The 13,429-nt window shown below is 63.2% G+C and carries 8 protein-coding genes; all 8 read left to right on the forward strand.

From position 1 onward, the window contains the following. Window positions 1-11 precede the first annotated feature (11 nt). Complete coding sequence (locus VNH11_00550) at window positions 12-506, forward strand: TadE/TadG family type IV pilus assembly protein (protein ID HVA44848.1); 495 nt, start codon at window positions 12-14, stop codon at window positions 504-506. Window positions 507-521: 15 nt separating this feature from the next. Further along, window positions 522-2,999: a Tad domain-containing protein gene (locus VNH11_00555; protein HVA44849.1), complete on the forward strand. Its 2,478-nt coding sequence runs from the start codon at window positions 522-524 to the stop codon at window positions 2,997-2,999. A 17-nt stretch (window positions 3,000-3,016) separates the two neighbouring features. After that, window positions 3,017-3,775, forward strand: a complete 759-nt coding sequence (locus VNH11_00560; protein HVA44850.1) for an ABC transporter ATP-binding protein — start codon at window positions 3,017-3,019, stop codon at window positions 3,773-3,775. Beyond that, window positions 3,772-4,785, forward strand: coding sequence for an ABC transporter permease subunit (locus tag VNH11_00565; protein HVA44851.1), 1,014 nt, complete (start codon window positions 3,772-3,774; stop codon window positions 4,783-4,785). Before VNH11_00560 ends, VNH11_00565 begins: the two co-directional genes overlap by 4 nt. A 277-nt stretch (window positions 4,786-5,062) precedes the next feature. Continuing rightward, window positions 5,063-8,080, forward strand: coding sequence for a PVC-type heme-binding CxxCH protein (locus tag VNH11_00570; protein HVA44852.1), 3,018 nt, complete (start codon window positions 5,063-5,065; stop codon window positions 8,078-8,080). Window positions 8,081-8,351: 271 nt separating this feature from the next. After that, complete coding sequence (locus tag VNH11_00575; protein ID HVA44853.1) at window positions 8,352-9,515, forward strand: aldose 1-epimerase family protein; 1,164 nt, start codon at window positions 8,352-8,354, stop codon at window positions 9,513-9,515. Between the two features lie 64 nt (window positions 9,516-9,579). Then, entirely contained in the window at window positions 9,580-12,423 is a 2,844-nt protein-coding gene (locus VNH11_00580; protein ID HVA44854.1) for a DUF1592 domain-containing protein, read from the forward strand. Continuing rightward, the coding region (locus tag VNH11_00585; protein ID HVA44855.1) for a DUF1552 domain-containing protein at window positions 12,420-13,429 on the forward strand (1,010 nt) is incomplete at its 3' end. The genes VNH11_00580 and VNH11_00585, both read left to right, overlap by 4 nt.

The raw sequence follows: 13,429 nt of genomic DNA on the forward strand, positions 1-13,429 counted from the left end.
ACAGGCTGGCCGTGATCGAAGATTTCCCGAACGATTCGTCAAAGTGCCGCAACCGTCAGCGGCAAACACGGCACGGCGGAGCGATGGTCGAGACCGCGCTCGTACTGCCCCTGATGTTGATGTTTCTCTTAGGCATTATGGAATTCGGACGCTATGTGCTTTGTCTGCAGGTGGTGACGAACGCCGCCCGAGAAGGCTGCCGCTACGCAGTGACGCACACTCAGCCGGAGACGTTGAACGGCGTGACCACCGGTGCCGCAACGAGCGATGTGACCAACGTCATCACGAACTTCCTGGCAGGGCAGCATTTGTCCAATGCAAGTATGAACGTCTATGGGCTGGACGGACAGGGCAACACTCTCGCTTCGTGGAACAGCGCCACGCCGGGACAATACGTCGCGGTTGAAGTCAAGGGGAACTTCCAGCTCACGGTACCCGCGCTGCTGTCGCTTCCGACGAGCATTCCGGTGTTGGGTCAGTCGGTCATGGTCAGTGAAGGTAATTGAGAGAGGACCGTCGCTATGAGAACCGCTCGCTACCGGGACCGCCGTCGCGGAAACGCGCTCGTACTCATGGTGCTGTTTCTCGTGCCGCTGATGGCGTTTCTGGCGCTTTCCATCGACGTGGGACTGTTGGCCATCGCCCGCACACAGAGTCAGGACGCGACCGATCTGGCGGCTTTGGCAGGCGTGCGCACGCTGAACGGAAGCACTGCCAACGGAGCGAACAACAACTATGCGGCAGCGGCTCCGGCGGCGCAAAAAGCGGCCACCGCCAACAACGTGCTCTGGTCACCGCTGAAGTCATCGCAAGTGGCAATCAATATCGGGCGTTACGCCTATAACGGCGCGACGCAGCAATTCGAGGGCAACCCTCCGGGCGCGTCGGGCAACTGGAGCATGGTGCAAGCCACCACGACGGTCAACGTGAACAACAGCATGCCCTTCTCGCGAATGCTGGGAATCAGCGTCTCCTCGCTGCAGACGCAGGCCACGGCGGTCCACCGCCCACGTGACGTAGCGATTGTCCTCGACTATTCCGGCTCGATGCGGTTCGCCAGTTATTTGGGCGTCAACAGCGGCGGGACAATGGCCGCCAACAATCCCGATACGGTCGTGCCGACGTTCGGCCACTATTCGGCTTTCGGCGCGGGCACGATGTATGCCACGTCGTTTAACTTGCCCTACAGCCCCGCGAACATTACGAGCACCACGACGGACGGACGGCCGCCGATTTGCGCCGACTTTTATCAAGACGCGGGCGGCACACCCGCCTTCACGGCGGCGCCCGCCAGCTATGCAACGACTCCGGGCGGCGACAACTATTTGACAATCGACAAGAACACCGGCGCCAGCTACGCTCAGACGCCGGCCCAGTTGCTGAACTTCGCCACAGTGACGACGAAGACCCGCGATGCCACGTTCGAAAGCGAGGGTTACACGGCGTATGGCATGGCCCCGGCATTTTACGGCTACACGCAAGGCCCGGTCTATTATGGCAAGACGTTTTTCATCTGGCCTCCCGACCCCACGCAGGACTGGCGCAAGCTCTATTTCACCTACCACAACAGCGCCACGCCGATGGGCGACAACTCCAAGCTCTGGAATTCCAGCGGCAATTGGCAAGTGGCGGGCACAAGCAACAGCTACGACATCAACTACGATGCGATTCTGAATTTCATTCAAAACGTCGGCCCCAATCTTTTTCCACCCACGCTGAGATCGGGGAGAATCGTTTATTACACGTCGATCCCAAGCACGATCGATACTGCGACTTGGCCGCCGGCCGACTTGAACCAACGTTTCTGGAAGGATTACATCGACTACGTGCTGGGCATGATGGGCACCGGCGTGGGAACGTACCAAATGATCAACAGCGGCTATCCCGGCACCGGCTATGGACAGGACCAAAGCTGGGGCGCGGTCACGATCACGCCCAAGTCCAGCCTGAGGGGAAAACCTAAGCCCTACATGTATTACGGCGACAATCCGCAACGGCCGTTGCTGGATTTTTGGTTCGGACCCCTGACGATGATCGACTTTCTGGACAACTACGACCTGATGTTCAATGTCTGGCCCACCGCCTCGCGCTACTGCTGGTGGCCCGGCACTTGCCACGAAGCGCCCATGTACGCCTGCAAACTCGGAATCCAGGCGGCCCTGAACGACGTCCAGAACAATCACCCGAATGACTATGTGTCGTTGATCATGTTCAGCGTGCCGAAAAGCTCAGTGAACGACAGCAGCGGCACGCGGTTCAACGGTGCGCGTGTCGGCATGGGGCAGAATTATTCGAACATGATCGAGTCGCTTTGGTATCCCCCGGCGACGGTGGGCAATGCCAGTGCGACCGTGACGCCCTACGACAGCAACAACCTGGAAGTGCCGCGGGCCTTTGGAGGCACGTGTTATGCCATGCCTCTGATGCTGGCCTATAACCAGTTCAACGCGGCGTCGGGCTGCTCGAGTTACGCCACCCCGGCCGGCATCGCGGGTGGAAACGGCCGCAAAGGGGCGCAGAAAATCATCATCTTCGAAACCGACGGTGCGCCAAACACGACGGCCAGCGCCGGTTTTGTGAATAGCGGTTCCTACCAGTCCTATTACAACGTCCGCTACAACCCTGCCGCTCCCGCCGGCAGCGAATATCCGAGCGGCATCAACGGTTATAGCGATAACGATTCGACGGTCACCTCGCAAATCTATGGTCTGTGCGACCAGCTCGTGGCCTCGGAAACAGCCAGTCCGCCGGGCTACACCAGTGGCTCGCGCAAGGTGCTTATTCATTGTATCGGCTTTGGGCCACTTTTCGCCTCCGGCAGCGCGGAGGCAGCGGCAAACACAGCCACGCTCAATCAGATGCAAACTATCGGGAATGTGAACGATGGAATGCCCGGCTACAAGCTCATCTACGGCGACCAGAACACGGTCGTTAACGATTTGCAACAGGCGTTCTCCACGATTCTGGAGAGTACGGTGCCGGTGTCGCTGATTCAGTAAGGGATGAGGGATGAGCGATGAGGGACGCGGTCGCACATTTCGTTCACGTCAGTAAGCGCTATCCGGCGGGTTTGCTGCGGCGGCCGATCCTGGCGCTCGACAATGTGACGCTGCGCGTGCCGAGCGGTGAAATCGTCGGGCTGGTCGGTCCCAACCGGGCCGGCAAAAGCACGCTCGTCAAGCTGCTGCTAACGATTTGCCGGCCAACCGCGGGCCAAATCACGCGCCTCGGCCGTCCGTGGCGCGACCGCGGCACCCTGGCAGGCGTTGGCTATATCCACGAAAGCCAGTCGCTGCCGCGGCATTTGACCGCCTGGGGACTGTTGGAGTACTACGGCGCCGTGTCCGGCTTGCCGGGCCGGACGGTCCGGCAACGCGCGACAAAGTTGCTCGATCGGGTGGGGCTGGCGGATCGGGACCGCGAGCCGATTGCTCGCTACAGCAAGGGCATGGTACAGCGATTGGCGCTTGCGCAGGCCCTGCTGAATGAGCCGGAGCTGCTGGTTTTCGACGAGCCGACGGAAGGCATGGATCTCGTAGCGCGGCGGATGGTGTTCGATGCGCTGATCGAACAGCGCCGGCAGGGCCGCAGCGCGCTGCTCGTTTCACATGCCTTGGCCGACGTCGAATTCCTCTGCGACCGTGTCGCAGTGCTGCGCGAGGGACGCCTGGTGTTCTTCGGCCCGACGCCTGAGCTGACCGCCGGCGATGGAGTGTCATTGGAGCGCGCGGTGGAACCGCTGTACCATAGGGAAGAGGAGTTGGTGGGCGTATGACGCTGGTCCAGCAATTTCGGACCGTGACCTGGTTGGTGCGAGATACTTTCCGCCAGTCGTTGGCTCACGGCATTTTCTGGGTTCTCGCCATAGTGAGCGTGGTATGCATTACCCTGTGCGCGAGCGTGACCGTCAACGCGCCGGCGGCGCTTGCCGATCCCGGCGAGAACGCCGATTTCTTGCCGCGCAACGATCCCGATGCCCGCGATCGCGAACGGGCGGCGAAATCGGGGGTCACGATCGTCGAAGGAACGATGACGCTTGGATTCGGCGCCATCGAGCTGCCGGTGGCGCGCGACGCCCGGCGCGCCGTCCACTTTTTGCAATTGCTGCTGGCCTGCGGGGTGGCCGACACCTGCGGCCTGCTGCTGGCGCTGGTCTGGACGGCCGGGTTTTTGCCGAGCTTTCTCGACGGCCGCAACATCGCGGTGTTGTTGGCCAAGCCGGCCTCGCGTTGGCTGCTGGCCTGCGGCAAGTTCGTGGGTGTGCTTGGCTTCGTGCTGGCCCATGCCGTGTTTTTCGTGGGCGGCACATGGCTGGCCTTGGGACTGAAAACCGGAATCTGGGACGCGATCTATTTGTGGAGCGTGCCGTTGCTCTTGGTCCACTTCGCGATCTTCTTCAGCTTCTCGATGTTGCTGGCTGTCTCGACGCGCAGCACGGTGATCTGTATTTTCGGCTCGATTGTATTTTGGCTCGTCTGCTGGGGCATGAACTTCGGACGCCACGCGGTGCTGGCCGAGAGCTATCCGCCGGCGGAAAGTAGGTTCTCGGGCCGGGCGGTGGCGTTGCTGGAGGCCGGCTATTGGACCCTGCCCAAACCGGCCGACCTGGGAATCGTGCTCTACGACGCCCTGGAAGCAGCCGACTCCTTCACTCAAAACGGTGTCTTTCAAATCGTGAAGGACCACGGCGACTTCCATCCCTGGTGTTCGCTCGCCGCATCGCTGGCGTTTATGTTCGTACTACTGGCGGCTAGCTCCCGCCAATTCGCCACGCTCGACTATTAGGTCGACGACCTGGGTGCAAACCCGTAACGTGGGGCAAGCGAGCTTGCGAGCGCCGGCCCACCGTGAAAGACGTCGCTACGGTGGGCCAGCGCTCGAAAGCTCGCTTGTCCCACCTTACGACCTTGTCGAAGCGCACTATCAAACTTTGCGCTTCGGGTCTGTCTGGGAGCCGCAGCACAGCTTTCGGACACTACTACGGTCGAGACACCGGTTGCCGTCGCTGGGCCCGGCACTCATAATCGTGGTTTTCACGCAGCCGAGCAGCACCGTTTAACGCATGACCCGCGCCCGCCTCCTCTGCACGTTCTTTCTTGTGTTGGCCCCCATCGTGCAGGCCGACGACGCGGCCGTCCCGCATGGCCAGCAGCGGCCGCCCGGACCGCCGCTCTCGCCCGCCGAGGCGATCGCCAAAATGACGGTGCCCGACGGGTTCGCGGTCGAGCTGGTGGCCAGCGAACCCGACATCGTCAACCCGGTGGCCATGACGTTCGACGAACGAGGACGAATCTGGATCACCGAGAGCCTCGAATATCCGCGCCGCTCGCCGGGCAAGGGCCGCGACCGCGTCAAGTTGCTCGAAGATACCGACGGCGACGGCCGCGCCGACCGCTTCACCGTCTTCGCCGAGGGGCTGAACATTCCCTCCGGCATCGCCGTGGGGGCCGGCGGCGTTTGGCTGGCCAACTCGCCCGACATCCTCTTCGTGCAGGACACCGACGGCGACGGCCGGGCCGACAAGCAGGAGGTCGTCGTCACCGGTTTCGGCCGCGCCGATACGCACGAGCTGCCCAACTCGCTCACCTGGGGTCCCGATGGTTGGCTGTACGGTCTCAACGGCGTGTTCAATCCCAGCCATATCGAATATCGCGGGCGGACGTTCGACTTCAACTGCGCCCTGTTCCGCATTCATCCACGTAGCCGCGATTTCGAGCTGTTTGCCGAGGGAACAAGCAATCCCTGGGGAGTGGCCTTCGACCGCGAAGGCAGCGCGTTCGTGAGCGCCTGCGTGATCGACCATCTCTGGCACTTGACCGAATCGGGCTACTATCACCGGCAGGGCGGCCCCTATCCGGCGTTCACTTGGAAGCTCGACTCGATCGTCAAGCACCGCCACCAGAAGGCTGCCTATTGCGGCATTCATTATTTCGATAGTGATGCCTATCCGGAGCCGTACCGCGAAAAGCTCTACATGGGCAACATCCACGGCAACTGCGTCAACAGCGACACGCTGGCCCGCGACGGCGCGACCTATTTCGCCACGCCCAACGATGACTTTCTCTCGGCCAACGACGCTTGGTTCATGCCCGTTGTGCAGAAGACCGGGCCGGACGGCTGCCTCTACATTCTCGATTGGTACGACCGTTACCACTGCTATCAGGATGCCAACCGCGACCCGCAAGGAATCGACCGTTTGAAGGGCCGGCTGTATCGAGTGCGCTACAAGAACACGCCGCGGGCAAAACCGTTCGACCTGGCGAAGGAAAGCGACGACATGCTGATCGAGCGACTGCACAGCCCGAACGTCTTTTTTCGCGACCTTGCGCAGCGACTGCTCTGGGAACGACGCGATCCGGACACGCTCAAGAAGCTCCAGCGGCTGGTGCTCGACGAGTCTGAGCCGCGCAAAGCACGCATTCATGCGCTCTGGTCGCTGATCGGCGCGGGACCGCTCGAAACCGAGTTTCACAAGACGTTGCTCGCCCAGCGGGACGCGACGTTTCGCGCTTGGGGCGTGCGTGCGGCCGGCAACCAGCGGAAAGTCGATCGCCAGGTGCGCGACAAGATCATGGCGCTGGTTGCCGATCGCTCGCCCGACGTCGTGCTGCAAGTCGCCGTCGCCGCCAAGAAAATCGAGGGTCTCGATCCACTGCCGCTGCTCTTCGAGGCATTATCGAAAGCGGGCGACGATAAGCTGATTCCACATATCGTCTGGCAGAACTTGCACCCGCTGTTGGAAAATGAGAGCGACCGGTTTTTGGCGCTGGTTAAGCAAACAAAATTGGCGGAGCGGCCGAGCGTCGCCGCCATCATGCCGCGCGTCGTCGAACGCGTGCTTGGCCGCTCGAATCCCGATCCAAGGCCCGTCGCGGCGTTGCTCGATTTTCTGACGTCCGCCGACGCCGATGCGGCGCCGGCCGGCCGATGCCTGGCGATGCTGGTCGGCAAGGTGCAAACGCGTGAGCTCGCGGGCGAGCGGCTGGAACATCTCCGCGCGGCGATCGGGCCGATCGTCGCGCGATTGCTGTCCCGGCCCGCCGATTCACCTTATTATTTCGACGCCTCCTTGCTCGCCGCCACCTGGAACGACGAGCGTGCCGTCGCCTTTCTGCGGAACGTTTTTCTGTCGCCGAACGAACCGGACCCGCGGCGGCTGCAAGCCGTTGCGGCGTTGGTGGCCGCCGATGACGCCCACTTGCTCGACGAAGTTGCCCGTGCCTTGGCCGATAATCGCAGCAGCATCGAGCTGCGTCGCCGCATCCTCGACGCGCTCGGTCGGGCGGAGTCGCCGGCCATCGCCCAGCTTGTGCTCAAGGCGTACCCCGACATGGAACCAGAGCTGAAGCCGCAGGCCATCGAGCTGCTCACCGGGCGGGCTGTTTGGAGCACGGAATTGCTGCAGGCGATTGCCGATCGACGATTGCCGACCGACGCGCTGAACCTCAATCAGGTGCGCAAGCTGTTGGCCAGTAAGGATGCTACGTTGGTCGAGCAAGTGCGGCGAACGTGGGGCACGTTACGCACCGAGCGCAATCCACAGCGCGAGCAGGTCATCGACCAGATGCGCGGCTTGCTGCGGCACACGCCCGGCGACGCCACGCGCGGCCAGGCGATCTTCAAGAAAGTCTGCGGGCAATGCCACAGAATCTATGGAGAGGGCCAGGACGTCGGCCCCGACATCACGGTGAACGGCCGCAGCTCCTTCGAGCAGCTCTTGTCGAACGTGTTCGACCCCAGCCTGGTGATCGGAGCTGCCTACCAAGCCCGCACGGTGGTTTCCGCCGACGGCCGCGTCGTCACGGGCCTGTTGGTCGAAGACAGCGACCAGCGCGTGGTGCTCAAGGTGCAAGGCGGCAAGCTGGAAACGATTGCCCGTGGTGATGTGGAAGAGATGGAAACGAGCAAGCTTTCGCTGATGCCCGAAAACCTGGAGCAGCAGCTTCAGCCGCGGGAGATCGCCGACCTGTTCGCCTTCATCACGCTCGACAAGCCGCCCGGCGATCCGGCGGCGCGGCAGTTGCCGGGCGCGAGCGCGCCGCTGCCACGTGCCAGCGCCAATCCCGCCGAGTCGCCGTAACTGTGCCAGACGATGGCCAAACTCGTGTACCGCCGCCACAATATACTTCACGCGGCCGAGAATGAGGCATTGGCGGTGGCTGGGGCAGAGCCTGGCCAAGTGGAGGTTGGCACTTCGTTCATCTCGGCGGCCAGGCGATGCCCCGGTTGGACGCACCGGGGCATCGCCTAGCCGCCACGCTCTTGAAGGGCGTCAGCCGCGATCTGGCCAAGCTCTGCCCCAGCCACCGCTTTTCCTCGCGGCAAAACGTCTCTAACACTGGGTGCCTGCTATGCCTGCGAAAACCTGGACCTTGATCGACGTCGACCGTGACATCTATGTCGACGAGTTGCGGCTGGGGCCGAACGACGTCGGCCTGCCCAGCGGCGGCTTCTCGGTCGTCAAGCGCACGCTGCGCGGCGGGCTGCGCGACGGGCTGAACGTGGTCGAAATCGACAACGGCGCCTTGCGGGCGACCGTGCTGTGCGATCGGGGCATGGGTATTTGGCGCGTGTGGTCGGGCGGCCTGGAAGTCGGTTGGCCGTCGCCGGTCAAAGGGCCGGTGCATCCCAAGTTCGTCCCGCTTGACGAGGCAAGCGGCATCGGCTGGCTGAGCGGATTCGACGAGCTTTTGTGCCGTTGCGGGCTGGAATACAACGGCGCGCCGGAATGGTCGTCCGACGGCAAGCTGAAGCACACGCTGCACGGCCGCATCGCCAACCGGCCGGCCCACTTCGTCACGGCGACGATTGACGACGATCGCCAGGAGCTTGCCGTCACCGGCGTGGTCGATGAGTCGCGGCTGTTCGGCAATTCCCTGCGGCTGACATCGACGGTGCGCACCACATTCGGATTGCAACGGCTGACGATCGTCGACGAAATCAGCAATCCTTGGTCGCTGCCGGTCGATCTGGAGCTGCTCTATCACATCAACATCGGCCCGCCGTTGGCCGCCCAGGGCTCGACCTTCGACGGACCTGTGGAGGTCATGGCGCCGCGCGACGTAGCGGCCGTCGCCGGCATCGACACCTGGCAAGCCTACGAGGCGGGCCGGCCCGGCGCGGCGGAGACGGTGCTCTACATGGAGTTGGCCGCCGATGACGACCGCAACACCGCCGTGCTCTTGACCGATCCCTCGGGCGAGCGCGGTTTGAGCCTGCGATTCAATCGGAATGAGTTCCCGTACTTCGCTCTCTGGAAGAACCCGATTTCGTACAGCGACGGTTATTGCACCGGCTTGGAGCCTTGCATCAACTTTCCCAACATGAAATCGTTCGAGCAGGCCCACGGGCGCGTGGCCAAGGTGGCGCCCGGCGAGACGCGCCGCTTTCAGATCGAGATGGAGATCCACACCGACATCGACAGCCTGCGGACCGCTCAGGCGCAGATCGCCGACCTGCAGCGGCGCGTTGAGCCGCGGGTCTTCGACGAGCCGCGGCCGGAGTGGTCGCCCTAGGAGATCAGTCAGGCATTTGACGCACGAGGCCCGCTCAAAGTAGCCTATCGTTATGATAGGACGAATGACCACCCTCTGTCGCGGTTTCTTGGTTGCGATTCTCTGCCTGGTATACGTTGCGCTGTGCGGCGAGGCGGCGGAGCACAACGCCTCGCCGCTGGAGAACGGCTTGGCAACGACCGTGCGCCCCTTTTTGCAGACGTATTGCGTCGCCTGTCATGGCAAGGCGAAGCAGGAGGCAAAGCTCGATTTGAGCGGCTATGGCTCGCTCGACGCGGTGACGAAAGACCATCACCTGTGGCAGTTGGTGCTCCAGCGATTGGAAGGTGAGGAGATGCCACCCGACGACGCGCCCCGCCAGCCGTCGGTCGACGAGCGGCAGGCGGTCGTGGCATGGATTCGCGCGGTGCGGGCCGACGATGCGCGCCGCCACGCCGGCGACCCCGGCGCGGTGCTGGCCCGGCGGCTGAGCAACTTCGAGCTGGATTGCACGGTTCGCGATCTGACGGGCGTCGATCTTCGCCCGACGCGAGAGTTTCCCGTCGATGCGGCGAACGAAGCCGGCTTTGACAATTCCGGCGAGTCGCTGACCGTTTCGCCGGCCTGGTTCAAGAAGTACCTGGCATCCGCCAGGCTGGTGGCCGACCATCTGGTGTTGAAGCCCAGCGGATTCGACTTTGCGCCGCACGCCGTGGTCAGCGACACCGACCGCGACAAATACTGCGTTGCGCGGATCGTCGACTTTTACCGGCTTCATGCGGTCGAGTACGCCGATTACTTTTTCGTCGCCTGGCAATTCGCCCACCGCCAAGAGCAGAAGCAACCGGCAGCCTCGCTGAGCGACATCGCTGCCAACGCGGGCGTAAGCCCAAAGTATGCCGGCACGGTCTGGTCGACGTTGAACGATACGCCCTGCGAAATGGGCCCGTTGGCCGAGCTGCAGGCGATGTGGCGACGCCTGCGCGATGACGCAAACGACGCCGACGCCGCACTCCGTGGCTGCAAGGAAATGCGAGATTTCGTGATCGAGGCCCGTAGGCAGCTCGTGACCGACGTCGATAAGCTGCACGTCAAAGGCATCTCCCCCGGCAGCCAGCCGTTGGTGCTGTGGCGAAACCACCAGCTTGCCGCGCGTCGCATGCGCTATGAAGGCGAGGACGAGGCGACGAGCGAGTTCTGCCGCGTTTTTCCCGACGTGTTTTATGTCTCCGAGCGGCCGCCCTATTTCGACCCCAAGGGCGCCAGCCACGGCCGATTGCTGACGGCCGGCTTTCACCTGATGCAGGGTTATTTCCGCGACGACTCGCCGCTTTGCGAGTTGGTGCTGAATGACGCTGAGAAGAAGGAGCTTGACTCGCAGTGGCAGGAGTTGAACTTCGTCACCGACGCGCCGGCGCGGCAGTATAAAGACTTCATCTTTTTCGAGCGCGCCGAGCCGCCGCGGTTCGCCAGCGGCAGCGACTTTGATTTCGCCCGTTCCGAAGACAAAGACGCGACCTCGGCCGCCAAGATCGAGCGGCTCCGCGCGGCCTACCTGGCCAAGGCCCGTGAGATCGGCGCCAGCGAGGAAGCGATCACCGCCATCAAGCAGTACTTCGCGAACATGGCAGCCGACATCGCTTGGGCGGACCAGGCCCGAACGGCGGCCGAGCCGAGTCACCTAGCGGCACTCGAACGGTTTGCCGAGCGGGCCTATCGTCGGCCGTTGGCCCAGATCGAGCGCCACGAGCTGCACGCCTTTTATCGCCGTCTTCGGCAGCAGGACACCATCAGCCACGAAGACGCCCTTCGCGATTGCGTGGCCAGCGTCCTGTTGTCGCCCCAGTTTTGCTACCGCCTCGACCTGGCCGGGCCGGATGAGAAACTGCGACCGCTTTCGGACTACGAGCTGGCCAGCCGGCTCAGTTATTTCCTTTGGTCGAGCATGCCCGACGAGGAGTTATTGAACTGCGCCGCCGCGGGCAAGCTGCGCCAGCCTGACGTGCTGGTCTCTCAATCGCGGAGGATGCTGCGAGATTCTCGCGTCCGCGGCCTGGCGGTCCAGTTCGCCGGCAGTTGGCTCGACTTCCGCCGCTTCGATGAGCACAACAGCGTCGACCGTGAACGGTTCGCCAGCTTCACCAATGAGCTGCGCGAGGCGATGTACGAAGAGCCGATTCGATTCTTCATCGATCTTGCGGGCCAAGATCGTCCGCTGCTCGACCTGCTCTACGCGGATCACACGTTCGTCAATGAGCCGCTGGCCCGGCACTATGGCATGCCGGTGGCCGAAGATTCTCCGGATGGCTGGTTTCGCGTGGACGACGCCGTGCGTTATGGCCGCGGCGGATTGCTGCCGATGGCCGTCTTTTTGACCAAGAATTCGCCGGGCTTGCGGACCAGCCCGGTGAAGCGCGGTTATTGGGTCGTCCGCCGGCTTCTGGGCGAACGCATTCCCGCGCCGCCGCCGGCCGTGCCCGAACTGCCCAAGGACGAGGCGCAGCTTGGAGAGCGGACGTTGGCTCAACTCTTGGCCCGGCATCGCGAGCAGAAAAGCTGTTCCGCCTGCCACGAGCGGTTTGATTCCGTCGGGCTGGTGTTCGAAGGCTACGGGCCGATCGGCGAACGCCGCGACCGCGATCTGTCGGGCCATCCGGTAAATTCGACGGCCGCGTTTCGCGACGGCGGCAGCGGTTCGGGGCTCGACGGATTGCGTGCTTATCTGCGAAAAAGCCGCGAAAACGACTTCCTCGACAACTTCTGCCGCAAGCTGTTGGCCTACGCCCTGGGCCGCGGCCTGTTGCCTTCCGACGAGCTTTTGGTTGACAATATGCGTAAGCGGCTGGCCGACGAGGAGGGGCGTTTCGGCAGCCTGGTGGAGTCGATTGTGACGAGTCCGCAATTTCTCAACAAACGAGGACGGGAATGAATCGCCGCACGGTACTGAATCGCCGCCGGGTTCTGTGCGGAGTCGGCGTCGCCATGTCACTGCCGTGGCTTGAATCGCTGCGCGTATGGGGTGACGATCGTCCGCCCGCCGACGGCCCGGACTGTCCCAAGCGGTTCGCCGCGCTCTTCATGGGCAACGGCGTCAATCCGAACCATTGGTGGGCGAAAGCCGGCGACGGCGGCCTTGAGTTGAGCAAGACGCTGGAGCCGCTCTCGCCCGTTGCCGGCAAGCTGAATGTCATCACCGGCTTGTTCAACAAGCAGGCGACCGGCGTCGGCATCCATCCGGGCCAAACGGGCAACCTGTTGTCGGGCGCCGCCTTGCAGAAAGGCGCCGTGCTGAAGGGCGGCGTGAGCATGGACCAGGTGCTGGCCGGCCACTTCGAGGAACAGACGCCGCAAGCCAGCCTGGTGCTGGGCTGCGAGCAGCCGATCACCGGCTACCACGAATCGAATTTCTCGATGGCCTATAGCTCGCACATTTCCTGGCACGACGCCAACTCGCCCGTGCCGATGGAGGTCTATCCGTCGCTGGCCTTCGACAGCTTGTTCGACAACCACGGCAGCAAACGCACGCGCAGCATCCTCGACCGGGTCGCGGAGCACGCCGCCCATCTCAGCCGCGAAGTGAGCCGGGCCGATGCGCGGCGGCTCGACCAGTATCTCAGCAGCGTCCGCGAAGTCGAGAAGCAGATCGAACGCACACGGGCGCAGAAAGAAATCGCCGACGAGCGGGCCAAAAACCGCGGGCAGCCGGCGCTCGTGATGAAGCGGCCCGACAACGGCTTGCCCGAAGACATCCGCGAGCACATGCGGCTGATGTGCGACATCGTGGCGCTGGCTTTTCAGACCGACAAAACGCGCGTGGCGACGCTGTTGTTGTGCCGCGACCTGTCCGGGCTGTTTTACCCGTTCCTCGACGTGCGGCTGGCGCATCATCCAGCGTCGCACGACGACCGCTCCGAGGCCTACGAGCGCGTGGCCCG

Source organism: Pirellulales bacterium (assembly GCA_035533075.1).
GTDB lineage: Bacteria > Planctomycetota > Planctomycetia > Pirellulales > JAICIG01 > DASSFG01.